This is a genomic window from Candidatus Poriferisodalis multihospitum (genome assembly GCF_028283155.1).
Lineage (GTDB): Bacteria > Actinomycetota > Acidimicrobiia > Acidimicrobiales > Poriferisodalaceae > Poriferisodalis > Poriferisodalis multihospitum.
The window spans coordinates 13,787-39,218 of the sequence record NZ_JAPYOK010000096.1 but is presented as its reverse complement, the minus strand read 5'-3'; the positions used below and the strand labels follow the sequence as shown (position 1 = coordinate 39,218).

The window sequence follows — 25,432 nt, the reverse complement described above, 5'->3', positions numbered from 1 at the left end:
CGAGGGTCAGCGGCCGAACTCGATGGACGGCCCCGGCGCGCTGCGGGCGATGGGCGAGCACAAGGGCTCGGGCATCTCGGTGATGTGCGAGCTGCTGGCTGGTGCGCTGACCGGCACCGGTACCGCAGGACCCCGGCGGGTTCGCTTCGCCAACGGGATGCTCTCGGTCTACGTTGACCCGGCCCAGGTGGATGCCGCAGTCGGCGAGACTGACGACGGCTACAACGGCATTGCGGCCGACTATCTGGACTGGTTCTACGAGGCAGCGGCGATCGATCCGGATCAGCCCGTGAAACTGCCCGGAGACGTCGAGCACGAACGGCGCCAGCACCGCATGGCCAACGGCATCACACTGCCTGCCGAGACATGGGAGAGCATCTGCGGCGGCGCCCGCGCCGCCGGCGTGCCCGAAGCAACGATTGCAGCCGCAGCCGCTCGCTGAGTTGGCTGCGGCGTCGGGCAGCGGCCTTACTCGTCGAGGGTGGGGCCGGCACCTTGGACGCGGGTTTGGCGCATGTAGCGGCGCCAGCGGTCGGCGTCGTAGCCGGCGCCCCGGTGCAGCAGGCAACGATTGTCGTAGATGACCGTGTCGCCGGGATTCCAACGGTGCGCGTACTCGTCTTCGGGACGGGTAGCGGCCTCGTTCAGCTCGTCGATGAGCCGGCGGCTGTCGATGCCGTGCCAGCCGACGATGGACCGGGCGTGCGAACCGGCGTAGTAGTTCCGGAGGCCGTTGTTCGGGTTGGTGCGCACCAGCTTTTGAGGGATCGGCGGCAGCGACGCAGCGTGGTTCGGATCCACCGGGGCGACCTTGGTCCGGCTGAACACGTAGTCGTGGAGCACCACGAGGTCGTCGATCTCGGCCTGCAGTTCGGGGCTGAGCCGGGCGTAGGCGGCGCGCTGGCTGGCGTACAGCGTCTCGCCACCTTCGCCGGGCACCTCGTAGGCGCACAGGATCGACACATACGACGGCACGAGCCGGAATGACGAATCCGAGTGCCAGAGGTTGTTGCCCTTCTGGTTGTGGGTCAGCGGGTGTGACTCGTCCCGCTTGGTGTCGGCGTCGATGACGTTGCCGATCGTGCCGAAGTACTCGACCTTGCCTGTCTTGCCGAACACCACATGGTTCGGCTCGGGCTCGCCGAGGCTGCAGGTGAGTGCGAGCTGTGCATCGTCGGACATCTGCTGGCCGGGGAAGTGGAGCAGCGAGTAGGTGTCCACGGCCTCATGCAGGTCAGCAACCGCCGCCTCGTCGAGCGGCTGCGACAGGTCGATGCCGGTGACCACGGCGCCGAAGTCAGGATGGATGGGCTCGAACGTCAGCACTGGATTCTCCCCCCTTCTGGGTTCAGCACAGCAGCCTCGCCGTCAATTCTGGCCGCGAATACCGGCCGCCAGTCTCTGATGTCAGCTCTCGTGGCGGGCCAGCGAGCCGCCCTCGGCCGCCAGCCGCTCCAGCAGCGGGCTCGGCGTCCAGTGGTCGCCGCCCAGGGTCTCGTCGTAGTGGCGGATACGGCCCAGCACCTCGCCGAGCCCGATCTCATCGGCCCAGTACATCGGCCCGCCGGTGTAGATGGGCCAGCCGTAGCCGTTGATCCAGGTGACGTCGACGTCGCTGCCCCGCAGCGCGATGCCCTCGTCGAGGATCTTGGCGCCCTCGTTGACCATCGGGTACAGGCAGCGTTCGAGGATCTCCTGGTCGGCGACATCCCGCAGCACCGCGCCCCGCTCGGCAGCGAAGTCGCGGATCATCTGCTCGACCTCCGGATCAGGGGTGGAGGCGCGGGTGTCGGGGTCGTAGGTGTAGTAGCCGCGGCCGTTCTTCTGGCCCCGGCGGCCCGACTCGCACAGCACTTCGCGCACTGTCGAGCTCGACGACGTGGCCTCGTTCCAGCCGACGTCGAGCCCAGCCAAGTCGCTCATGGCGAACGGTCCCATCGGGAAGCCGAAGTCGTACACGACTTTGTCGATCTGGGCCGGCGTGGCGCCTTCCAGCAGCATCTTCTCGGCCTCGATGCCCCGCATGAACAGCATCCGGTTGCCGATGAAGCCGTAGCAGACGCCGCACAGCACCGGCGTCTTGCCGATGCGCTTGCCGATCGACATGGCAGTGGCGATCGCAGTGTGCGAGGTGTCATCGCCCCGTACCACTTCGAGCATCCGCATGACGTTGGCGGGGGAGAAGAAGTGCATGCCGATGACGTCCTCAGGCCGCGACGTGGCCGAGGCGATCTCGTTCACGTTCAGCGCCGAGGTGTTGGTGGCCAGCACCGCACCCGGCTTGCAGATGCCGTCGAGCTGAGCGAACACGTCCTTCTTGAGGTCCATGTTCTCGAAAACGGCCTCGATCATCAGGTCGCAGTCGGCGAAGTCGCCCATGTCGGTGGAGCCCTGCAGCAGGTCCATGCGGGTTTGCACGTCATCAGAGGAGATGCCGCCGCGCGCTGCGGTGCGCTCGTAGTTGCGCCGCACCACGCCGAGGCCCCGCTCGAGGCTGGCTTCGTCGCGCTCCACGAGAGTGACGGGTATGCCGATGTTGGCGAAGTTCATGGCGATGCCGCCGCCCATCGTTCCCGCGCCCAGGATGCCGACACGCCCGATGTCGACCTGCGGCGTGTCGCGGGGTACGTCGGGCACTTTCTGGGCGGCTCGCTCGGCGAAGAAGTAGTACTGCTGAGCGTTGGCCTGCGAGCTGCCCATGAGCTCGCCGAAGATGCGCTGCTCGGCGGCGAGCCCGGCCTCGAAGTCGCCGCTGGACCCGGTCTCGACTGCGGCTTCCACGCAGCGGACGATGCAGTCGGCCGCCTCGAAACCGCGCGTGCGGCGAGCGATCGAGGCCCGGAACGCGGCGAACTGCTCGGCGCCGAAGCCTTCGAGGCGATCATTGCGATCGCGGATGCGCGGGCGAGGCATGCCCTCTGCCACCGCTCGGCGGGCGAACGCCACCGCTCCGGCTTCGAGGTCGGCGAGCGAGTCGCCCACGATCTCGTTGATCAGGCCGCAGTCCAGCGCCTCCGCGGCACCGATGGGATCGCCGCTGACCATGATCTCGAGCGCTCGCTGCGGGCCGGTGATGCGCGGCAGTCGTTGTGTGCCGCCGCCGCCCGGCAGCAGACCCAGCTTCACCTCGGGCAGGCCGAACTGCGCCGAGTTGATAGCCACCCGGAAGTGCGCGCACAGCGCCACTTCCAATCCGCCGCCGAGCGCTGTGCCGTGGATGGCGGCTACCACCGGCTTGCTGCAGTCCTCCATGGCCTCTTGGCCGGGTACGAGGCCGGGCGGCTTCGGCGGCTGTGAGAACTCGGTGATGTCGGCCCCTGCAATGAACGTCCGGCCGTCGCAGATGAGCACGATGGCGGTGGCGTCGCTGGCTTCGGCGGCCGCCATGCCGTCGATGAGGCCCTGGCGCACGTGGTAGCTCAGCGCATTGACGGGCGGGTTGTTCACGATAAGCAGCGCCACATCGTCGCGGCGCTCGAGGCGCACCGACTCGGTCAACTGCATCGGATCGTTCTGTGTCATGGGCCGCAGCGTACGCAACGACGGCCGCACCGGACCGGGCCAAGCGGCTCGGCCCCGAATTCTCCCCGGTGCGGGTGGAGCCCGGCGATACGATTCGCATGACTCGGGTGCTGCTGCGGCTCCGAGACACTTCAGATGGAGCGCCGGTGACTGAGAAGCCCGACCCGTTCACGGTCCCGTTCGGGACCATCTTCTGCGACTGGATGACGACGGCGCGCGCCGACGACGGGCCGTACGTCTACCGCGGCGTAGCAGAACCTTTCGGTGACTTCTCGATCAGCCCGGCAGCCCATGTTCTTCACTACGGCAGCGCCATCTTCGAAGGGCTGAAGGCACACCGCCAGGTCGACGGGTCATTGGCGATTTTCCGGCTGGACAGCCACGTCGCTCGCATGGTCGCGAGCGCGGAACGGCTCCGGCTGCCAGCCATCGACGGCGACGTCCTGCATCAGATGTCCATCGACGCCGTCGAGGCCAACGCTGGCGAAGTGCCGGATCCGCCGGGGTCGCTGTACATCCGCCCGACGCTGATCGGTACCGAGCCCGACATCGGCGCCGCAGCCCGTCCGACGAGCAGTGCGCTGCTCTACGTCGTCAACTGTCCGGTGGGCGACTACTTCAAGGGCGGGGTTCGGCCCCTGACCTTGCTGGTGGAAACCGAGATACCCCGGACCGTCCCGCAGTTCGGCATGGTGAAGTGCGGCGGGAACTATGCGATGGCGCTCGCCCCGACGCTGGATGCCATGGCCGGCAACGAGGCGATCGATCAGATGCTGTTTGCCACCGGCGGCGACATCACCGAGACCGGAGCGTCGAACTTCTTCCTTGTCGATGACGAGCGGGTCGTGACCCGCCACCTCGACGAGTCATTCCTGCATGGCGTTACGCGGTCGTCGGTCATCGAGCTGGCCGCATCGCTGGGCTACGAGGTCGAGGAGCGGTCGATCGACCCAGAAGAGCTCGTCGACTGGGCCGAGCGAGGCGAGGCCTTCCTGTCGGGGACAGCCGCCGTGCTGGCGCCGGTCGGCACGATCCTGTACGAGGGCAAAACGCTCACTGTCGGCGACGGTCAGCCGGGCCGCAACACGATGCGGCTGCGCCAGGCACTCGTGGACATCCAGGTCGGTGCTGCGCCCGACCCCTTCGGCTGGCGCACGCCGGTGAAGGGCTGACGGATCGGGTTGCCATGAGCAGTCAGGACACCGACCGCATTGTGTCCTGGACGGCAATGGAACATGGTACGGCCGAGGACTACGCGTTCTTGGACAGCCAGCACTACGCGCACGTCCGAACGGGACTGGTCGACAACCTGCTGGACATCCTGCAATGCCTGCGGGGACCCACGCTGGGCTACCCGATCGACCGCTACGACCATTCCCTGCAATCGGCAACCCGAGCATTGCGAAACGGCGACACTGGGTGATTGCCCACCACGGGCTCTTTCAGGGCTACTACTACTTCCACCACCTCGGCGGCGACCGAGACGCCCGGGAGCAGTATCAGGAGTCGCCCCACTACGACGCCTGCGTGGACTTCTGCGAGAACTACGACCAGAACTGCTTCGACCCGAAATACCCCAACCTGACGGCAGAGGATTTTCGCCCCCTGCTCGAAGAGGTCTTCAGCCGCCCTTCACAACTCCCCGCCACCGCCCCGCTGCCCTGAGCCCGCAGCGCGGCTTGGCCCGCGTGACATCAGGCTCAGAGGCGGGTGATGGGGTCGCCGGCGCGGACGGTTCCGGGCTGGACGACTCGGCAGTTGACGCCCCGCATGCGCAGGTCGCGGCCCTCGCCGGTGTTCACGAACCGCAGAGCGTCACGGCCGAATCGGGCGGCGAACTTGGCGCAGCCTCGGTGCGGTTTGGCCGTGACCTCCAGGATCGCATCACCGAGCCTCAGTTGGGCGCCGGCGGGCAGCGTCGCATGGCTGATGTCGAGGTCTGCGTAGATCTGGTCGCCGGCGAGCGGCCAGCGTTCGACCGGCCCGATAACCGCCGCCGCCGAACGGGCGCTCATGATGGTGATCTGAGCGTCTGGGTGCGGTCCGCCATCGGCTGACGACGGTGAGCCTCGCTGGTTCCACGTGTCGCCCGCAACGCCCTCGGCATCGTTGATCTCGGCAACGTCGAGCACCTCGCGGGCATCTTCGGCAGGGCGGCGAACGATGAGATGGATGATGCCGGTGCTGCGGGGAGCCTGGCGAATGTGGGGCAGCGCAGCTTCCAGCTCGGCGGCGCTGCGGTGGCGCGCCTCATCGCTGCTGTCGGATCTCGTGGCCGTACCGGTATCCGCTGATGCGTTCATGTGAGGGCGCCTTCGGGTGGGGTCGAGTGGGCAGGGGCGCTCTTGGCCTCCGCCACAGGGGGATTATTGCGCCGGAGGCGGCGCCGGTGAAGTGAATTCGAGCTGAAGGTCGCGCGTCACGGCTTCGGGGTCTCGCTCAGCGGGGTCGCCGAAGCCGCCGCCGCCCGGGAATTCTACGATCAGCCGACGGTCGCCGGGGATCACCGAGCGGCCCTTGGCTCGTACGTCGGTGCCGTCGTCGAGCGACAACCGCCCCAGCGCTCCCGGTCCGCCGCCATGTCGACCTCTTGCTGCAAAGACAGTCCGCTCGTAGGTGGCGCTGATCGAGAAATCACGTCCTTGGCGGTTCTCCAGCTCGATCACTTGGCCGAGGCCGCCCCGGTACATGCCCTGCCCGCCCGAATCGCGGCGGAACTCCTTGCGCCAGAACACGAGCGGCGAGCCGATCTCGTTCACCTCCACTGGCATGTTGCGCACTCCGCTCGGGAAGGCCGTAGCCGACAACCCATCCGCCTGCGGGCGGGCGCCGGCTCCGCCCGAATGGAAGCTCATGAGGATGTACCGCTCCAGCTTGCGTCGGTCGGATTCGTCGCCCGATTGCCCGACCGTCGTGCGGGAGCGATTCGTCGCGCCGACCCCGGTGTCGGGCTCCCACATGCCGGTGCCGAGCAGGTTCCACAGCGACGATGTGCCCTCCGCTGGCACCCGCTCGGGCACGACCTGGCTCAGGCAGCCGAACACGGCATCAGGGAGCAATTGGCCCATGACGTGACGCACGTTCACCGCTGCGGGGTGGGGAGCATTGAGAATGCAGCCTTCGGGCGCTCGCACCCGCACGGCGTCGAGCGAGCCCGTGTTGTTTGGGATGTCGGGGCCGATGATGCAGCGCACGCCGAATGACGTGTAGGCGTCGGTGTAGGCCATCGGCACGTTGATGCCCCAGCTCGACTGAGGCCCAGTGCCGGAGAAGTCCACGTCGATACCGTCCTCATCGACGGTCAGCGAGCACACGATGTCGATGGGCTGCTCCATGCCGTCGACGCGCATTGTCGAGTGCCATGTGCCAATCGGCAGCTCGCCGATCGCATCGAGCATGGCCCGATGCGACGACGTGATGATGTGGCTGGCCAGCTCATCCAAATCGGTCATGGCGTACTCATCCATCATCGAAATGAGGCGCGCGGCACCGGTTTCGTTGCAAGCAGCCAGCGAGTGGATGTCGCCGATGACCTGCACCGGGTCGCGGACGTTGGCCTCGATGATCGCCACCACGTTCGGGTCGAACACGCCGTCGGTAGCGAACTTCAGTATCGGCAGGTACAGGCCCTCGTGGTACACCTCCTTCGAGTCGGTGGTGAATCCGGCGCCGCCGATGTCCACCACGTGGCTCGTGCAGGCGAACAGCGCCACCAGTTCGCCGCGCAGGAACGCCGGCGTGACCACGACGATGTCGAACAGGTGGCCGGTGCCCTTCCATGGGTCGTTGGTGAGGAAGATGTCGCCCGGGCGCATCTCCGACGCCGGGTAGCGATCCAGAAAATGCAGCACCGAGTAGGCCATGGAGTTCACATGGCCCGGCGTGCCCGTGACCGACTGGGCGAGCATCCGCCCCTGGGGGTCGAAGATGCCCGCCGACAGATCGCCGGCTTCCCGCGTCGAAGTGCTGAAGGCTGCACGCACAAGCGCCCGAGCCTGTTCCTCGGTCACCGAGATCAGCCGGTTCCACTGCACGCCCAGCCGCACCGCGTCGAGGTCTGCAGTGGAAGCGGCTGCCGTTTGCGGCGCCGAGACGCCGGTGAGCCGCAAGTGCCCACCCGCCGTGACTGTTGCCACCGCTCCAGCAGGCACCAGGGTCGTGGTCTGGTCCTCGGTGATCAGCGCAGGTCCTGCCAGCCACGCGCCTTCGGTGAGGATGTCGCGCTCGAAAACTGCATGGGAAACGGTCCGGCCGGTAGCGGTATCGGTGACGAGCGCCGTCGCGTCGGTGGTAACCGGTTCGCCGGCGACGGCTGGATGCAGCGAAACTGCGGGGGCCTGCGGGGTACGGATTTCCAGCAGCCAGCTCAGGACCTCGATCTCGAGGTTGCCGATGTGGCGCGTGTAGAGCTGCTGGTAGGCCTTCGTGAACGCAGTGCGCAGCTGGCTGCGCACCTCGGCATCGCTCGGGCTGTCGATGTCGTCGGCGAGCAGAGCTGCAGCGTCGACGTCGACGGTGATCTCATGGCCTTGGCCGCGATACCGCATCAGGGCTCGCACGTGCGTGGCCGTCTCGGCACCGGGCGCTGCAGCGTGCACGATCGCGTTGGACTCGGCGGCCATCTCGCTGAGCAGCGCTGCCAAGTTGGCTGCTGTCAGCTCGCTCACGCGGGCATGGCGGGTGCGCACCGACTCGTGGGCCACCGGTGCCGCCAGAAAGCCGATGGCCGAACCCACGCCTGCTCCAGCAGGCACCACGAGGTCGTCAATGCCCAGCTTGGCGGCCACCCGTGCGGCGTGCAGCGGCGCAGCACCGCCGAAGGCGATGAGCGTGCCCCGACTGATGTCGCAACCTTGATCTGCAGCGTGAACACGACCGGCATTGGCCATGTTCTCGTCGACGACCTCGGAGATGCCTATGGCAGAGATCGCTGTCTGCAGGCCCGCCGGCTCGGCCAGCGCAGTCCCGACGGCCTTGGCGGCGGCATCGACGTCGAAGGTCGACGTGCCGCCGGCAAACCGTTCCGGCGCCAGCCTGCCCAGCACGGCATCGGCGTCGGTCACCGTTGGCTCGATCCCGCCGCGCCCGTAGGCCGCAGGACCCGGTTCGGAACCCGCGCTGGCCGGACCGACGGTGATGCGCCCGAGCGCGTCGAGGCTGGCGATGGAGCCGCCACCGGCGCCGATCTCGACCATCTCGATCACTGGCAGACGCAGGGGGAGCCCGCTGCCGGCCAGGAAGCGGTACTCGCGACCGACCTCGAATTCGCGGCTCGTGCGAGGATGACCGCCTTCGACGATGCACAGTTTCGCCGTGGTGCCGCCCATGTCGAAGCTGAGGGCTCGTTCGCAGTCGAGGCCGCGGGCGATCCCCGAGGCGAGCAGTGCGCCGCCGGCAGGCCCGCTCTCGATCAGGCGGACCGGGAAGCGCAGCGCCTCAGCGAGCGTTCCCAGTCCGCCGCCGGAAGTCATGAGGAACACCTCGCAGCCCAATCCCAGCGCTGCGAGCCGTGCATCGAGATCGGTCAGGTACTGCCTCACGAGCGGTGCGATGTAGGCGTTGGCGCACGCGGTGGAAAAGCGTTCGTATTCCCGGATCTCCGGGCAGACCTCGCTGGAGATGGTGACGGTCGCCTCGGGCCAGCACTCCGCCAGGATCTCGGCGGTGCGTTCCTCATGACGGGCATCGAGGTACGCGTGCAGGTAGCCGACCGCGACGCTGGTCACGCCGTCGGCCGCCAATGATTCCGCCGCGGCCCGCACCGCGTGCTCATCCAGTGGCAGCAGCACCGTGCCGTCGGCGGCGATCCGTTCGGGTATGCCGATACGACGGTTGCGAGGCACCAGCGGCTCGGGCCGGCGCATGTACAGGTCGTACTGCTCGAACCGGTTCTCGTGGGCCATCTCAACCGAATCGCGGAGGCCCTGCGTGGTCAGCAGTGCCGTGCGTGCACCCCGGCGTTCGATAAGTGCATTCGTGGCGAGGGTGGTGCCGTGGATGAACACGCCCACCTCCGCGGGCGCAACGCCTGCCTCGCTCAGCACACGCTCGACGCCGTCAAGCACAGCGTCGGCCGGCGCGTCAGGTGTCGTCAACACCTTGGCGGTGTGCAGGACGGGTCTGCCGCCTGCGCCATCGACCTCCAACGCAATGTCGGTGAACGTGCCGCCGATGTCGGCTGCCAGCCGGGCGCGTGCGCCTGCCATCGGCCCAGCGTAGGCGCGTCGTCGCGGAAGGCTGCGGGGCTACCGTGCAGGCGTGGCGAGTGGCGACCAGCGTGGCGGAAGGCCGCCGGCGGGTGCCGGTGCGGGGCTGCGCGTCGGCATCGTGCGGGCGACGTGGAACCCCGAGATCGTGGACCGGTTGGCAGCCGGTGCCCGGCGAGGCCTCCATGAGCTCGGCGTCGCTGAGACGGCCGAGGTGACGGTGCCCGGATGCTTCGAGATCCCCTTCGCTGCACAGGTGCTCGCTCACAGCGGGCAGGTCAATGCGATCGTTGTGATCGGGGCCGTGATCCGCGGGGAGACGACCCACTACGAGCTGGTCAGCGAGGGCGCTGCGCATGGCGTGATGGCGGTTCAGCTGGAGACGGGCATTCCGGTCGGCTTGGGCTTGGTCACGGTGGAGAACACTGAACAGGCGACGGCTCGCAGCGAGGGCGCGGGAGGTCACAACGTCGGTGAGGACGCGGCCTACGTGGCCGTGTCGATGGCCCTGCTCGCGCGCGACTTTCCCGCCGGCTGAGCGACCGGACGCGTGCGCTACGAAGGGTCGGGGCGCATCCGCACGAGCACCTTGCCGACGGCTTCGCGTTCGTCGAGCAGCCGGTAGGCCTCGGCGCTCTGTTCGAAGGGCAGCACCTGCCCGATGGGCGGCTTCACCGCACCCGACGCGATCATGCCGAGCAGGCGCTCGTGGATGCGGGCGGGGATCGTCGGGTCAGCCGCCACGGCTTCGCCCCAGGCGGCCCCTACCAGGCTCACGTTGCGCAGCAGCAGCCGGTTCACCTTCACGGTGGGGATCTCGCCTGCGGCGAAGCCGACCACGACGAGCCGCCCGAAGCGTGCCAGCGCCCGGATCCCGTCGAGGAAGCGGTCGCCGCCCACCGGGTCGTAGGTCATGTCGACGCCCCGACCGCCGGTGAGCTCGCGCACCTCGTCCTTCCAGGTGTCGCTGATGAGCACGATGTGATCGGCTCCTGCCGTCCGGGCGATCTCACCCTTTGCCTCGGTGGAGACCAAGCCGATCACCGGCCCGGCGCCGACCCCCTTCGCCACCTGGATGCCCGAGGTGCCTACTCCGCCCGAGGCGCCGAGCACCAGCACCGACTCGCCCTCGCGCAGACCCGCCCGGTCGATCATGCAGAACACGGCGGTCTGGTAGTTCATGACCAGCGCCGCCCCCTCTTCGAATGAGAGCTCGCTGGGCAAGGCGAACAGGTCACGGGGCTTGGCGGCCACGACCTCTGCCAGGCACTCGGTCGACCACACGCACACCCGGTCGCCGGGCGCGTATCCAGAGTCTTCAGGTGCCGAACGAACGACGCCAGCGGCCTCGATGCCCGGCCTGAACGGCGGGTCGGGGCGGTACTGGTAGAGGCCTTGGCTCTGGAGCAGATCGGGGAACGAAACGCCGCCGCAGACGATGTCGACGATGACCGATGCGCCGTCTGCATCGGCAACCGGTTCAGGAGCGTCGACGACGGCGACGCCGGCTGGGCCTGTGAGGGACTGCACTTCCAAAGCACGCATGGCGACACTGTTTCACAAGAGGCGCAGACGGGCACTGCCAAAGCGAGAGGACCTGTGCGGAAGCGTCGTGCCTCGGGAGTGCACGCGAGGCCGCTGGTACTGTTGGCCGCGCAGTGCATCTGCACTGAGACAACCGGGCGCACGGGCGCTCGCAGCGAAGCAGGGGATAGCGATGCGGTACTACTCGTGTGACTCGCATGTGGTCGAGGCGGCCGAGATCTATGCGGGACTGACGGACAGGTTCGGCGATCGGGCACCGTTCATCAGCAAGGACTACAACGACAAGCCGGGCACTTGGCTCGTGCTCCCGGGCGGCATCCGCCCGGTGCCCGTCGGCCGGCTGGGCATCGCCGGGGCCAGCCTGTCCGACCCGGCCACTCACGCCCGCATCGAGCAGGGCTACGACGGCTTCAACCCCGGCGTGATGGATCCGAGCGCGCGGCTGGACGAGCAGGCCCAAGACGGCATCGTCGGCGAGGTCATGTACCCGAGCCTGTCGATGTTCACCTTCGCGATCCCCGACGACGAAGTGCGCGACGCCGCATTCCGCAACCACAACGACTGGGTGCTCGACTACTGCTCGGTGGATCGCAACCGTCTCATCGGCGTCGGCTGCCTGCCCCTGCCCGACGTGGAGCGGGCCATCGCCGAGATCGACCGCTCAGCGCAGCTCGGCGTGCGCGGTTTCGCCATTCCCGCCCACGTCGACCCCGCCAAGCCATACTGCCACCCCGACTTCGATCCGTTCTGGGCCCGAGCCCAGGAATTCGGCGTGCCGCTCACCATGCACATCTTCACCGGATCCAGCCTCGAGGGCGGCATGCCCGAGCACTGGGGCACGCCGGGCGGCCACCTGAAGGGCTACACGCTGGCCCACACCACCATCGCCAACACGATCATCGATCTCATCTGCGGCGGGGTCGTGGAGCGTTTCCCGGATCTGCGTTTCGTGTGCGCCGAGTACGAGACCGGCTGGGTCGGCCACTTCAAGCAGCGCCTCGATCACGCGGCGTATCGCACGCCGTGGGAGGTGTCCGATGAGCTCACGATGAAGCCCTCGGAGTACTTCGACCGGAACTTCTGGGTCACGTTCGAGGACGACGTGGAGGGCGTTGCGACGCGGCACTCGATCGGTGTCAGCAACCTGCTGTGGGGCAACGACTACCCCCACCACGATTCGATCTGGCCGAACTCGCGGCCGATCCTCGACGAGATTCTCTCGGGCGTCCCAGACGACGAGAAGGAACAGATGGTCTGGAGCAACGTCCTCGAGCTCTACAGCCTCGACCCGGACTCGCTCCCAGCCGCCGCCTGAGTCACAGTTACCGAGGAGCCCGCTGCGGAGGCGACAGAACCCTCTGCGACCAGCGATCCAGCAGGCGAGAGATCGGCACCGCGCCACATTTCTTGAGCATGGACATCGACAACTCCGCCGTGCGCGCGCCAGGGAATTGGTCGCAACGTCGCAGAGTCTCCTGCCGCCTCCACAGCTCAGGCATCTGCGACTCGAGATTCGAGTCGTTAGGCGGCGGCGAGGGGCTCCAGGTGAGCGCGGATGGCCTTGGCGACTCGTCCGCCGTTCTCCATCGGGCCGAAGTGGCTCAGCTCGGCGAACGCCTCGAGGCGGCCGTTGCCGAGGGCTTCGGCAATGGGCTGCGCGACCTGCGGCGGAATGGTGTTCCACATGGCGGGGGAATCACCGCGAGCCACGACCGTCGGGCAGGTCACGGCGCCGAAAGCGCTGTAGTCCACGGGCTCGCCTGACTCGTAGATGCGGGCTTCAGTGTCACCCGAGCACGACAGCCGCACAGCGTCATCGCCCGAGGGATAGGTGCCGATCTCGACATAGGCCCTGACGGCGGCGGGCTCGCAGAGTGAGAAGGGCGGCTTGGAAACGAAGCGCTCGTACGCCTCGTCGACGGTGGCGAACCGGATGCGCCTCCGTCTCGATGCCACCACGAGCTCATGATCGGAATCGGGCATGGGGAAACCGTCGGGCACCAGCACGGGCTCGTAGAGGTACAAGCCTCGGTAGGTGCCCGGGTGGTTCAGCTCAGCCAGCAGCAGGCTGGCGGCGCCCAGCGAATGGCCAGCGGCCAGCATGGGCTCTCCGCCCAAGGCGTTCACTGCTCCGAGCACTTCTTCGACGAAACGCGACCGCTCGACCGACATCCCGTCGTGCTGTGGCCGCGAGGCCCCGTGGCCGCGAAAGTCCAACCCCCAGCACCGAAAGGTGTCCTGCAAGTGAGGAACCACGGTGGCCCACATGCCGGCATTGAGGCCGTTGCCATGCGTCATGAGCAGCGGCGGGCCATGCCCGCCGAGGTCGTGGAGCACCGCGTGCTCGCCGTCGGAGGTAGTCAGCCGCATCATCGCCGCGGCACGTTAGTGCAGCGCTGCGCCGCACTTGCGGGTCACTTCGGCCGCAGAGGCATCGTTGGGGCAGACTGGCGTCATGGCGAACTTCACACGTGGCTCCGTGGACATCCACTACGACGACTACGGCTCGGGCTTCCCCCTGCTGCTGATCGCTCCAGGGGGCATGCGCTCGGCGGCGTCGTTCTGGGAGCAGACCCCCTGGAACCCGATCACCCAGCTGTCCGACCGGTACCGGGTGATCGCAATGGACCAGCGCAATGCAGGCCGCTCCACCGCGCCGATCTCGGCCGACGACGGCTGGGCCACCTACACGGCCGACCAGCTGGCGCTCATGGACCATCTCGGCTGCGAGCAGTTTCACCTGGCGGGGATGTGCATCGGCGGCCCGTACATCATGGGGTTGATCCAGGCAGCGCGCGAGCGGGTTGCGAGCGCCACGCTGTTCCAGACCATCGGGCTCGACGAGAACCGTCATGCCTTCTACGACATGTTCGACGATTGGGCGCAGGCAATCCGAGACGACCATCACGAAGCCGACGCCGCGGCCTGGGATCAGTTCCGATCGAACATGTACGACGGCGACAATTTCCTGTTCAACGTGGACCGCGACTTCGTCGCGACCGTCCAGACGCCGCTGCTGGTGCTGCTCGGCAGCGACCTGTATCACCCCGAATCGTCGTCGCGGGTCGTCCATGAGGCTGCACCCAATTCCACGCTGATCGAGGACTGGATGGACGGCAGCGGGCGGACTGAGGCGATGGATCAGTTCGCCGCGTTCCTCGCCGCACACACCCCCTGAGCCGGGCCGCGCGGGAGGACTGCAAAACCGGCGATGTAGGCTCGCCAGTGGAGGTTGTTAACGCGGAAAGGGAATGACGTGGGCGGTCGAAAACAGAATCGAATCAGTCGTTTCCGTTCCGAAATCGGCTCGTTCTTGTCGGGCATATCTCGCAAGAAATCACGGCGCCAACCACATCCCTTCGAGAAGGCCGCTCGGACGATCAAGGAATCCTCGCACGTCGCTCGGGGGACAGGAACGGGTCCCGCCCATCGCACGAGCCCGGTCGACAAGGGCATCGAGCAGGTCGCCGCTGAGGGCTACAGGCTCGACGAAGGTTCGCACCGCGGCTGATCCGAGGAGCGCGGCTCCAGGCCCCAGCAAACGGAGATGTCGTCGGACCGCTGCGAGATCTGTCGGCTGAGGCGGCGAACGCTACTTTGCCGCCTATGACGAACAGCAGCGATTCGTACGCACCCGGGCAAGCCATTGCGCGGCTGGACGGCAAGGTGGCGGTAGTCACTGGGGCAAGCCGGGGCATCGGTGAAGCCTGCGCGCGGGCGTTGGACGGCGCAGGGGCGCGGGTGGTGCTGACGGGTCGGACCACGGCGGATCTGGAACGCGTCGCTGCTGAATTGCTGCATGATCCGGTCGTACTGACGGCCGATCTCGCTCCCGCGGGAGCAGGCACCGACTTGGCACGGCGCATCCTCAACGAGGTCGACGGCGTCGACGTGCTGGTCAACAACGCGGGCATTCCGATGCGGCGCACGCCGGCTCAACTCAGCGAGGCCGATTTTGACCTGGTCTTCTCGATCAACGTGAGGTCGCTGGTCATGTTGAGCACCGGGTTGGCACCATCGATGGTCGCTCGCGGCGGGGGATCGGTGATCAACATCAGCTCCGTCGCCGGCGTGCACGGACCGCTCGGCCGTGTCGCCTATGCCGGCACCAAGGGTGCCGTCGACGCCATGACTCGAGCACTTGCAGCGGACTGGGGCCCCGACGGCATCCGGGTGAACTCGATCGCGCCCGGCCTGATAGCGACTGCCATCTGGGAGGAAGCGCGCAATAACGTGCCAGGCCTTATTGAGGATCTCGCCGGCCAGATTGCGCTCAAGCGCTGGGGCTTCGGCGACGACATCGCCGACGTGGTGCTGTTCTTCGCATCGGATGCCTCCCGCTACGTCACCGGCGAGACGCTGGTGGTGGACGGCGGTTTGGCCCGCGTGACGGCCTCGAACGCTCCGCCGGCCCTGCCGGAACTCGAGGACTGAGCCGCGCTCGAACGCGCGGAGGGCGCCGGACCGCAGTCCGGCGCCCTCCGTTGTGCGCCTGAGCCGTCAGCCCTGCCGGGCTGCGGCTGCGTTCAGAGATTTACGCAGCGGCGCGTGCTGCGTCGAGCCAGGCGTCAACCGTGGCCCGGTTGTTGGCGATCCAGTCAGTAGCCAGATCACCCGGGGCAGCGCCCTCGCCCTGCTCCACGTTGGCCAGCGACACCTCGATCACCGACAGCTTCACTGCTTCGAGCAGTGAAGCTGCCGCCGGGTTGGCAGCGAGGAAGTCGTTGTTGGCCGTGACCAGGATGTCAGCCGCAATCCAGCCGATCGGGCACAGCCCGTCAGCATTGTCGGCCGCCGACGGGCACTGGTCCGGACCGATGGCCGCGTAGCCGCCGGTGCCGTCCTCGCCCCGCTGCGAGTGCTCCTCGCCGCCCTCAGTGCCAGACGGGTTGGAGTCGTCGAGGATGTCGTCGACACCCATCCAGTACACGTTGTCGCCGGGACGCAGCTGCGTGATGTACGCCGACGGCGTCCAGGTGTAGGCCACCATCGGGACGCCCTCGTTAGCCGAGTCGACGGCTTGGGCGAACATGGCGTCGTAGCCGGCAATGGTCTGGTTGATGTTGTCCCAGCCCGAGAACAGGATCTGGTTGGTGATGATGTTGTCGCAGGTCCACGACTCCGGGCAGCCGAAGATGTCGGCAATGCCGTTGCCCGGCACCGGGTCAGTCTCGTCGAATGCGGCCAACGCATCGGCGTTGCTGTTCAGCGCATCCATGGTGTACACGCCGAACTCGTCCGCGAACGACTTGGTCACCAAGAAGCCCTGCAGGCCGCCGGCGATCATCTCCTCGCCCAGCACCGTCAGGTGGTCGCCGACGAGCGAGCCGTCAGGCAGCTCGCCTGCCAGCCACGCCAAATGCCCCGGATACCAGCTGTTGGCCCAGAAGTCCATCTGACCCTCAGCCATAGCGATGTAACCGAGGTTGGGCCCGAGTTCAAGCTCGGCCGGATCGCTCACCGTGTAGCCCAGCTCCTCAAGCAGCTGCTTGTAGAGCTCTGCCTGGAAGTAGCCGGTGCTCCAGTTGGCGCGGCCCATCGTGACGCTGACACCCTCACCAGGCGTCATCGACATCTCTTCTTCCATCGGCTCCTCTTCGACCATGGCTTCGGTCGTGGCGGCGGGAGCCTCTGTTTCAGCGGTCTCGGTGGCGTCGTCGTCGCCGTCGCCGCCGCATGCAGCAGCGAATAGTGCGAATGCTGCTAGTAGCAACAGCAGCTTGGTCCATCGTTTCGATTTCATTGCGGAGATCCTCCCTGATCTGCGACAGATTGCGTCACGCGGCGCTTCTGGTTGCGACCACGCATGTGCGGCGCCGTTCGCCCGGCTCGACGAGGGCTCCTTGCGCAGCAGCGTAGTCGGGCCATGTGCGCGCCTAACACCCTAGACCGCGCATACATGTTCGGAGTGCTCTGCGCAGAGCGAATCGATGGCTAGCCCGTGTTGGCTGGAATATCGCCGTAGATCTTGTTCCGCTCGAATTCCGAGAGGGTGCCGCGGGAAGTCGCGAACATGGTGAACCCCGCCGCCAGCACCAGTACGGATCCAACACCGGAGACGAGATTCTCGTCGGCCACGCGGACGATCGTCAGGATCCATGCAAGGGGCAAAATCGCAACGCCCATACCGATGCCGCCTACCAGGGCGCTCCAGCGATAGCGGCGCGCCTCATCGATCCCGGTCAATCCGATCGCAGGCACGATCATCACGAGTCCGACGAACCCGCCGATCAGCGTCCAGATGCCTATGCCGGCGCCTTCGGACTCGAATCCGTCGTGGATGATGTCGCCCTGTCGTTTGGCTTGAGCGATCTTCGATGCGATGTCGGCCGCCTTCACCCCCTCAAGGGCCAGCTGCCGATTCTCTTCGCGCCGCAGTTCCTGCGCTCTGATGTCGTCGCCAGCGGCTTCGGCTTCGTCGGCGCCCACCGCCGCAGCACGCGCTGCCGCCAAGGCCGCTGCTCCGTCGGCGGCAATCTGGTCAAGCTCGGCCTGGAGTTCGTCGTCGATGACCGATTCGGCCCGCGTGTCGAAACTCCATCCCGAGTAGCCGCCCATGACGAGCAGCAGCACGGCGAATGACCCGCCCAGCAGGCGTCCCCAGCCGATGTTCGCCGGCAGCGGTCGTCGTGCGGTCATCGGTGCCCGCCAGAGCCAGAGGCACGCGGCCGCGGTCGCCACGATTGCGCCGATGACCGCCAGGTAGATGCCGATACCGACGCTGAAGATGCCGAGTTCCTCCACCTTGTCGGGTGGTCGGGCAAACAGGTAGGCGATGGTCGTCATGAGCGTTGCCAGCGAGAAGACCGCGGCCCCGTGTGCCGACATCCAGCGCGAACCTCTGCCGGGTCGGAACAAGGTGTTGACGGCTGCGAAAAGCGACACCGCAGCCATCACCCCGATGAAGATCCCGAACCACGAGCCGCCTGAAGCCGAGAGGCCGTTGAAGTTCTGAGAAACGAAACTGAGGTCGCCGACACAAACGAGCTCCGTGCCGCCCTCAGCGAGCGGGTTGAGCGACTGCTCTTCCACCCACTCCCCGGAACATTCCATCGAGCGAAGATCGGTATCGGAGCTGCGTGCGTAGGCGGAGACGAGACCGGCATTCGCGTTCCAGGGCAGCAGCAACGCGACGAGCGTGATGACCGCGCCGATAGCCGTGGCGATGACTGCGCCACGTTCCCGGGGGCCCACAGTCTCGAACGCCTCGTCGGGTACGGGGGGTTCGGCATCCTTGGCTGTCGTCTCGGCAGCCTCGGTATCGACGAGCAGCTCCTCGGGGGTCCGCCGGTGCTTCCAAGCCTGGGTAATCCGGCTGAGCAGATTGCCCGAATCACCTGCCTCGGGCTGGCTGAGTCGATCCAGCACAACGGCCACCAGGAAGAAGGCCAAGCCCGCAGAGCCGGCCAGTGCGATGTCGAGATTGTTGATGGCGCGGAACAGCAGGCTGCCCAAGCCGCCTGCGCCCATGATGGCGGCGATGCCGAGCATCGAGATGGCGAGCAGCAGCGTCTGGTTGAGACCGGTCATGATCGCCGGCCGTGCCAGCGGCAGCTGCACGTCGGCGAGGACGCGCCATTCAGGCGCGCCGTAGGCGCGTGATGCTTCGACGACGTCCTCGGGAACCTGCCGGATGCCGAGGTTCGTGAGGCGGATCAGCGGCGGCAAAGCGAACGTCATGGTGACCATGGTGGCTGCGACGAAGCCGATCTTGAAGAAGAAGACGAACGGCAGCATGTACACGAACGAGTGAACGACCTGCATCGCATCCAGGATTGGCCGGACCACCTTCCATGCGCCATCGACGCGCCCGCACAAAACCCCGATGGGTATGCCGACGATCACGCACACAAGAACGGCCACGCCGATGAAGCCGATGGTCAACGCCGTTTCTCGCCAGAAGGCCTCGCCGAGCAGACCGCAGACCAGCAGGCCGATGAAAGCCATGAAGCCGACCTGGAAGTTGCGGATCAGCCAGCCGATCAGGAAGACCGCGATGCACACCGTCAACCACGACATCTGCAGCAGCCACTCATTCACGATGATGTTGATCAGCGTGTCGAACGGCCACTTGATGACTCCGATGGTGGCCTGCAGGTTGTTGTCGACCCAGAATACGGTCTGTTCCACCCAGTCGCCGACTGGGATCTGCCAGTTGTCGAGCACGGTGTTCTGCCGTGCTTGCGCCACGACGCCCGACGTGCACTCCAAGAGCTGGCCCTCGGCATCGACGAGTGCGTCTCGGCAGTAGACCGTCTCGCCGTCGACGCGGTAGGCATGGGTGCCCGACGAGATGATCTCTTCAGACCTGAAGCGGTACCACCACACAGCGACGAGCCCGATGAGACCGCCGGCCGCCATGCCGTAGCGGCGACCGATCGCCCCGCCGAAGAGCAGGAGCGCCGGGACGATGAGGAGCCCCAGCAACAGTGCCCATTCGACGCCGGTCGTCGCCCAGTCGGCCAAGCGATCCCCAGCCTCAGGAGCAGTGACGACGTCGACGACTTGGTCGATGAAATGGCCAGAGTCGGTTGTTTCTTCGCCGTTGGCCTGGGCGAGGAGCATGGCGGCGCTCACATGAACACCTCCCGCTCGAAGTCGTCTATCAGCTGTTCGACTCGACCCATCTCTTCCATGATGAGACGGGGATCCAGATTGCCGACGAGTGTGCCTTTATCGTCGACCACGGCGATCGAGAGGCCACGCCCTGCGGCTGCGTAGAGCTCGTTCAATGTGGCGTCCGGGCTGCACCTGTCGAAATCGGAGCGCAGCGCCTTCTTGAGGTCGTTGCTTCCCATGCCGCGGGCCCGCAAACCGTCGGCCGCCGTCAACAGCGAGACCGGCTTGCCTGAGGAGTCGCAGCAGAACCGGCCCGCAATGTCCTGGCAGAGGGTGAGTGCATCGCTGAGCGAGATGTCGGCCGGGATCGGCCTCGGTTCGGACATGACCTCGTGGACCTTGATGACCCGCCCCTGGTCGACGTCTTGGACGAACTCGGCCACGTAGCCGGTGGCCGGCTCGGTCAGGATCTCTTCGGGTGTACCGATCTGTACGACTGCGCCGTCCTTCATGATGCAGACCCGGTCGCCGATGCGCAGCGCCTCGTTGAGGTCGTGGGTGATGAAAAGGATCGTCTTGTGGACCTCGGCTTGGATCTCCATCATCTCGTCTTGCATCTGACGCCGGATGAGCGGGTCGAGCGCGCTGAACGCCTCGTCCATGAGGAGGATGTCCGGATCGGAGGCCAGTGCACGAGCGAGGCCGACGCGCTGCTGCATGCCGCCGGAGAGCTGGGCGGGCCGGTGATCGGCGAACGCAGCGAGTCCGACCAGCGACAGTGCCCGCATGGAGGCTTCGTTTCGCTCAGAGCGGTCGACCTTCTGCACCTTGAGCCCGTAGCCGACGTTGTCGATCACTTTGCGATGCGGGAAGAGGGCGAAGTGCTGGAAGACCATCCCCATCTTCTCCCGTCGGAACTCCTGCAGGTCGGTCCCGTACAGCTTCTGCACGTCGACGCCGTCCACCAGCACCTCGCCGTGGGTGACGTCGTGCAGCTTGTTGACCATCCGGATGGCCGTCGACTTGCCGGAACCGGACAGGCCCATCACCACGAAGATCTCGCCCCGGTTGACCGAGAAGTTCACGTCGGTGAGCCCGACGACATGCCCTGAGAGCCGTTGCACGTCGTTCTTGGGCACGCCCGAACGAGCCAGCTCGAAGGCACGGCCTCTCGGCTGCGGCCCGAAGATCTTGTAGACGTCGCTGAGGCGGATGATCTCGTCGCCCTCAGCCGCGCCGTTGGCGGCGTCGTCGCTCATGTGTCCCCCTGGTTTGTCCGGTGCCACGTTAGGCGCGCCGCGGATGTCGGTCGGTAATCCGTTCGCATCCGTCCGGGAGGTCGGAACAGATCGCTGTCGCGAAAGGCCAGAAAAAGGCCAGAGGTGTGCGATCCTGTTGGCCGTGACGCGCTTGGGGTTCCTGCTGGACAGCGGCGCGTGCATCGGCTGCCACGCGTGCACCGTGGCCTGCAAGAGCGAGCACGACGTGCCGCTCGGCGTCAACCGGACGTGGGTCAACTACGTAGAGACCGGTGAGTTCCCGCAGACGCAGCGGCACTTTGCGGTGATGCGCTGCAACCACTGCGACGATGCGCCTTGCATCGCGATCTGCCCGACCGGTGCGCTCTTCCGGGCGTCCAACGGCGTGGTGGATTTCGACGATTCCCGCTGCATCGGCTGCAAGGGCTGTATGAACGCGTGCCCGTACGACGCGCTGTACATCTCGCCGACCACCGGCACGGCGCACAAATGCAACTTCTGCCAGCACAAGCTGGAAGTCGGGCTCGAGCCTTCGTGCGTGTCGGTCTGCCCGACGCGGGCCATCACCGTGGTAGATCACGACAGCCCGGAGGACACGGTTGCGGCTCGCATCCGCACCGAGAACCTGCCGGTGCGGGCACCCGAGCGCCGCACCCTGCCCAAGGTGCACTACGCGGGCACCGTGCCCGAGGCGTTGGATCCGCTGGCGCGCCCGGTGGCCGACGACGGGCTGATCTGGGCCGACTGGACCGGCAGCGCCTCGTGGCCGTCCGAGTCGAAGGCAACCCCGGCGGCACGCACGGCTTACACCGTGTCCCATGACGAGCCGTGGGGGGCCAAGGTTGCCGGCTACATGGTGACGAAAGGGGTGGCGGCCGGGGTGATGCTGTGGGCTGCTGCCGCGGCGTTGCTGGGCTGGGACGACCGTGCCGCCGTTGCCACCGGCCCTGCGGTGATCGCCCTGGTGGCGCTGGCAGTGACGGGCGTGCTGCTCATTGCCGATCTGAAGCGGCCCGAGCGCTTCTGGTACCTGTTCGCCAAGGGCCGGCTCCGCAGCTGGATCACCGCGGGTGCGTGGGTGATCATGATCGATGGTGCGCTGGTGACGCTGTGGGGCATCGCGGGCCTGTGGGGCGGTTCCGCGTGGTTCGTGGTGCTGATCGGCCCGACGGCGGTGTTCTCGTTGTTGACCGCCGCGTACACCGCGCTGCTGCTGCGCCAGTGCCGCGGCCGGGTGCTGTGGGCAGATCGGCCGGCACTGGCGCTCATCGGCCGGCTGGCGGGTGAAGCCGTGCTGGGGGGCGGCGCGGTGTGGGCGGCCTTTGTGGCCCTCCGAGCGAACGCTGCGGTCTTCGCCTGGACCCCAGTCGTTGCTGCTGCGGTCTTGGCATGGCTCTACCGGCACGACCGTGCCTACCTGCGTGCAGCGCAGGCGGTTCCCCTCTCATGAGCGAGCGACGCACCAGCGAACAGAGCTCCTCGCCAGGCCCAGCAGCCAGCCCGGCAATGCACCTCGGTGCGGCGGCGCCGCACGACCAATGGCATGACTGGTCCGAGTTCGACGCCGCGGCGTGGCCGAAACGTGTCGAGCGCAACTACACCCTGGTGCCGACTACCTGCTTCAACTGCGAGGCGGCCTGCGGACTCGTGGCCTATATCGACCGAGACACCGATGAGGTCGTGCGTTTCGAAGGCAACCCCGAACACCCCGCATCCCGCGGTCGCAACTGCGCCAAGGGCCCCGCCACCATCAACCAGGTGCACGACACCGAGCGCATCCTGTACCCGCTGCGCCGGACGGGCGAGCGCGGCGGCGGCGGATGGGAACGTGTCAGCTGGGACGAAGCGCTGACCGCGATCGCCGCACGCATCCGGACGGCCATCGTGGAAGGCCGCCGCGACGAGATCATGTATCACGTCGGCCGGCCGGGCGAAGACGGCTACACCGAGCGCGTGCTCACGGCGTGGGGCGTCGACGGGCACAACAGCCACACCAACGTCTGCTCCTCCAGCGCCCGCGTCGGCTACGCGACGTGGATGGGCCACGACCGGCCCTCGTCGGACTTCGCCAATGCCGAGGTCATCTTCCTGATCTCGAGCCACCTCGAGGCTGGGCACTATTTCAACCCGCACGCCCAGCGCATCATCGAGGCCCAGCAGCGCGGGGCGACGGTGATCTGCGTCGATCCGCGACTGTCGAACACGGGGGCCAAGGCCGATCACTGGCTGCCGGCGTGGCCCGGCACCGAACCGGTCCTGCTGCTGAGCCTGGCCCATCTCCTGCTCGAAGCAGGCACGTGGGACCGAGCCTTCGTGCACCGATGGACGAACTGGCAGACCTACCTGGCCGAGACCCGGCCCGATCTGCCGCCGACGTTCGAGTCGGTCGAGGTGGCGCTGCGCGACGCTTATGCGGAGTACATCCCGGAGCGGGCCGCAGAGCTGTCCGGGGTGGATGCGGATGATCTGCGAGAGATCGCGCGGGCGATCGGCGGAGCGCTGGGCCGCTTCGCCTCTCACAACTGGCGCGCCGCCGGCGCGGGCAACCTGGGCGGTTGGCAGACCGCGCGGTGCCTGTTCCTGCTCAACGTGCTCACCGGGTCGGTCGGCACGGTAGGGGGCACCACAGGGGCGGGCTGGCACAAGCTGAAGCCCGCGCCGCCGCTGCGGCCGCCGCCGGTGGAGCACTGGAACGAGCTGTCGTGGCCGCGTGAGTACCCGCTCAGCCACCACGAGATGTCGATTCTGCTGCCGCACTTCCTGCGCGAGGGCAGGGGCAAGCTCGACACGTACTTCACCCGCGTCTACAACCCGGTGTGGACGAATCCCGACGGGTTCAGCTGGCTGGAGGCGCTGAGCGACCCCGAGCGAGTGGGCTGCCATGTGGCGCTGACCCCGACGTGGTCGGAGACAGCGTGGTTCGCCGACTACGTGCTGCCGATGGGCGTCGGCTCAGAACGCCATGATCTGGCATCGTTCGAGACACATGCAGGCCAATGGCTGGGCTTTCGCCAACCGGTGATGCGGCGATATGCCGAGCTGCGGGGCGCCGAACTCGGCCCCGACAGCCGGACTCACGAATTCAACCCAGGCGAGGTCTGGGAGGAGAATGAGTTCTGGATCGACCTGTCGTGGCGGATCGACCCCGACGGCTCGCTCGGCATCCGCCAGTGGTTCGAGAGCCCGTCCCGCCCTGGCGAGCCCATCGGCATCGACGAGTACTACGAGGCGATCTTCACCGACGAGGTGCCCGGTCTGGCCGACGATGCCGCAGCCGCGGGGCAGACACCGCTCGAGTTCATGCGCGACCGGGGCGCCTACGCCGTGCGCGGCGATCCCTACGGCCACCATGAGCGGGTTGTTCAGCCAGCGCAATTGGCCGGAACCGTCCTGGCCGACGACGATGTCCACCGGCCGTCGCGCGACACCGTCCGCGGCGCCGCGGCGCTGCCGCCGCTCGGCGACGGCTCGGTGGCGGTGCAGGTCGCAGGAGCGGCTCGTCAGGGGTTCCCGACGCCCTCGCGCAAGCTGGAGCTGTATTCCACGACGCTGGCCGAATGGGGGTGGCCCGAGCATGCGACACCGGGCTGGATTCCCAGCCACGTTCACTGGCAGCAGCTGGACCTGGCCGGCAACGAGCGGATCCTGGTGCCGACGTTCCGCATCCCGACGCTCATCCACACCCGGTCAGCGAACGCCAAGTGGCTGGCGGAGATCAGCCACCGCCATCCGCTGTGGATTCACCCTTCTGATGCCGAAGCGCTCGGCATCGAGATGGGCGGCCTCGTGCGGATCAGCACGCGCATCGGCCACTTCGTCATCTCGGCTTGGCGCACCGAAGGCATCCGTCCCGGCGTGGTGGCGGCCTCGCACCACATGGGTCGCTGGCGCCTCGACCCTGCGCCCGAGGCTGAGCCGCCAGCAAGTGCCCGCGCTGGCGGCCCGAGATCTTGGGCCGGCGGTCCTGCGGAGATCCAGCGTGACGGCACCGTGTGGCAGCTCCGGCGCACCGGTTCGATGACGCCGTTCGCCTCCGACGACCCCGATTCTGAGCGGATTTGGTGGAACGACACTGGCGTCCACCAGAACCTCACGTTCTCGGTGCAGCCCGACCCGATCTCCGGCATGCAGTGCTGGCACCAGCGGGTGCGAGTTGGCCCGGCCGAACCCGGCGACCGCTACGGCGATGTAGTGGTCGACACTGCGCTGGCCCGCGAGGCCTATGAGGAGTGGCTGGCGATGACGCGGCCGGCTCCCGGTCCCGGCGGACTGCGCCGCCCGACGTGGTTGGCGCGCCCCCTCAAGCCCACCTCCGAGGCCTACCGCTTCGATCTGAGCTAG

19 protein-coding genes are annotated in these 25,432 nt (G+C 67.2%); 10 read left to right on the top strand and 9 right to left on the bottom strand.

The annotated features are described in order from the left end of the window. The coding region (locus VI480_RS10330; protein WP_323672757.1) for an Ldh family oxidoreductase at positions 1-442 on the top strand (442 nt) is incomplete at its 5' end. Positions 443-468: 26 nt separating this feature from the next. On the opposite strand, the gene VI480_RS10325 is transcribed toward VI480_RS10330, so the two are convergent. Both VI480_RS10325 and VI480_RS10320 read right to left on the bottom strand, forming a co-directional pair. Continuing rightward, positions 469-1,326: a TauD/TfdA family dioxygenase gene (locus VI480_RS10325; RefSeq protein ID WP_323672756.1), complete on the bottom strand. Its 858-nt coding sequence runs from the start codon at positions 1,324-1,326 to the stop codon at positions 469-471. 81 nt (positions 1,327-1,407) lie between these two features. After that, positions 1,408-3,522 (bottom strand): 3-hydroxyacyl-CoA dehydrogenase NAD-binding domain-containing protein, encoded by a 2,115-nt coding sequence (locus VI480_RS10320; protein ID WP_323672755.1) that lies wholly within the window; start codon positions 3,520-3,522, stop codon positions 1,408-1,410. A 146-nt stretch (positions 3,523-3,668) separates the two neighbouring features. Between VI480_RS10320 and VI480_RS10315 the strand changes: the two genes are divergently transcribed. Genes VI480_RS10315 through VI480_RS10305 form a run of 3 tightly spaced genes read left to right on the top strand, consistent with a single transcriptional unit; the run spans position 3,669 to position 5,187 of the window. Then, on the top strand, positions 3,669-4,694 hold the full coding sequence (locus VI480_RS10315; protein WP_323672754.1) for a branched-chain amino acid aminotransferase: 1,026 nt from the start codon (positions 3,669-3,671) through the stop codon (positions 4,692-4,694). Positions 4,695-4,708: 14 nt separating this feature from the next. After that, positions 4,709-4,945, top strand: coding sequence for a hypothetical protein (locus VI480_RS10310; RefSeq protein WP_323672753.1), 237 nt, complete (start codon positions 4,709-4,711; stop codon positions 4,943-4,945). Beyond that, positions 4,942-5,187 (top strand): hypothetical protein, encoded by a 246-nt coding sequence (locus tag VI480_RS10305; RefSeq protein WP_323672752.1) that lies wholly within the window; start codon positions 4,942-4,944, stop codon positions 5,185-5,187. Before VI480_RS10310 ends, VI480_RS10305 begins: the two co-directional genes overlap by 4 nt. Before the next feature lie 35 nt (positions 5,188-5,222). Here VI480_RS10305 and VI480_RS10300 read toward each other — a convergent pair whose 3' ends face one another. Both VI480_RS10300 and VI480_RS10295 read right to left on the bottom strand, forming a co-directional pair. After that, the gene (locus VI480_RS10300) at positions 5,223-5,825 is read right to left on the bottom strand and encodes an MOSC domain-containing protein (protein ID WP_323672751.1); all 603 of its coding nucleotides are present in this window, start codon (positions 5,823-5,825) and stop codon (positions 5,223-5,225) included. 63 nt (positions 5,826-5,888) lie between these two features. Then, positions 5,889-9,728: a hydantoinase B/oxoprolinase family protein gene (locus VI480_RS10295; protein WP_323672750.1), complete on the bottom strand. Its 3,840-nt coding sequence runs from the start codon at positions 9,726-9,728 to the stop codon at positions 5,889-5,891. A 52-nt stretch (positions 9,729-9,780) separates the two neighbouring features. Between VI480_RS10295 and ribH the strand changes: the two genes are divergently transcribed. Continuing rightward, positions 9,781-10,266, top strand: coding sequence for a 6,7-dimethyl-8-ribityllumazine synthase (gene ribH, locus VI480_RS10290; RefSeq protein ID WP_323672749.1), 486 nt, complete (start codon positions 9,781-9,783; stop codon positions 10,264-10,266). Between the two features lie 17 nt (positions 10,267-10,283). Here the strand turns inward: ribH and VI480_RS10285 are convergent, their stop codons facing one another. Next, a complete protein-coding gene (locus VI480_RS10285; protein WP_323672748.1) occupies positions 10,284-11,273 on the bottom strand; it encodes an NADPH:quinone oxidoreductase family protein in 990 nt (329 codons plus the stop codon). 172 nt (positions 11,274-11,445) lie between these two features. Between VI480_RS10285 and VI480_RS10280 the strand changes: the two genes are divergently transcribed. After that, positions 11,446-12,588 (top strand): amidohydrolase family protein, encoded by a 1,143-nt coding sequence (locus VI480_RS10280; RefSeq protein WP_323672747.1) that lies wholly within the window; start codon positions 11,446-11,448, stop codon positions 12,586-12,588. 206 nt (positions 12,589-12,794) lie between these two features. Here VI480_RS10280 and VI480_RS10275 read toward each other — a convergent pair whose 3' ends face one another. Then, the gene (locus VI480_RS10275) at positions 12,795-13,646 is read right to left on the bottom strand and encodes an alpha/beta hydrolase (protein ID WP_323672746.1); all 852 of its coding nucleotides are present in this window, start codon (positions 13,644-13,646) and stop codon (positions 12,795-12,797) included. Between the two features lie 82 nt (positions 13,647-13,728). Here VI480_RS10275 and VI480_RS10270 point away from each other — a divergent pair, with 82 nt between their 5' ends. Beyond that, complete coding sequence (locus VI480_RS10270; protein ID WP_323672745.1) at positions 13,729-14,451, top strand: alpha/beta hydrolase; 723 nt, start codon at positions 13,729-13,731, stop codon at positions 14,449-14,451. 428 nt (positions 14,452-14,879) lie between these two features. Then, positions 14,880-15,707, top strand: a complete 828-nt coding sequence (locus VI480_RS10265) for an SDR family NAD(P)-dependent oxidoreductase (RefSeq protein WP_323672744.1) — start codon at positions 14,880-14,882, stop codon at positions 15,705-15,707. Between the two features lie 100 nt (positions 15,708-15,807). Here the strand turns inward: VI480_RS10265 and VI480_RS10260 are convergent, their stop codons facing one another. The 3 genes from VI480_RS10260 to VI480_RS10250 form a co-directional block, all read right to left on the bottom strand. Beyond that, positions 15,808-17,016 (bottom strand): glycine betaine ABC transporter substrate-binding protein, encoded by a 1,209-nt coding sequence (locus tag VI480_RS10260; RefSeq protein ID WP_323672743.1) that lies wholly within the window; start codon positions 17,014-17,016, stop codon positions 15,808-15,810. Positions 17,017-17,207: 191 nt separating this feature from the next. Continuing rightward, positions 17,208-19,850 carry an ABC transporter permease gene (locus VI480_RS10255; RefSeq protein ID WP_323672742.1) on the bottom strand — a complete coding sequence of 881 codons (2,643 nt, stop codon included), beginning with the start codon at positions 19,848-19,850 and terminating at the stop codon, positions 17,208-17,210. Next, positions 19,847-21,091 (bottom strand): glycine betaine/L-proline ABC transporter ATP-binding protein, encoded by a 1,245-nt coding sequence (locus tag VI480_RS10250; protein WP_323672741.1) that lies wholly within the window; start codon positions 21,089-21,091, stop codon positions 19,847-19,849. Before VI480_RS10250 ends, VI480_RS10255 begins: the two co-directional genes overlap by 4 nt. Before the next feature lie 142 nt (positions 21,092-21,233). On the opposite strand from VI480_RS10250, the gene VI480_RS10245 reads away from it, so the two are divergent. Both VI480_RS10245 and VI480_RS10240 read left to right on the top strand, forming a co-directional pair. Then, positions 21,234-22,541 (top strand): 4Fe-4S dicluster domain-containing protein, encoded by a 1,308-nt coding sequence (locus VI480_RS10245; RefSeq protein WP_323672740.1) that lies wholly within the window; start codon positions 21,234-21,236, stop codon positions 22,539-22,541. Then, positions 22,538-25,432 carry a molybdopterin-dependent oxidoreductase gene (locus tag VI480_RS10240; RefSeq protein WP_323672739.1) on the top strand — a complete coding sequence of 965 codons (2,895 nt, stop codon included), beginning with the start codon at positions 22,538-22,540 and terminating at the stop codon, positions 25,430-25,432. The genes VI480_RS10245 and VI480_RS10240 overlap by 4 nt, the downstream gene beginning before the upstream one ends.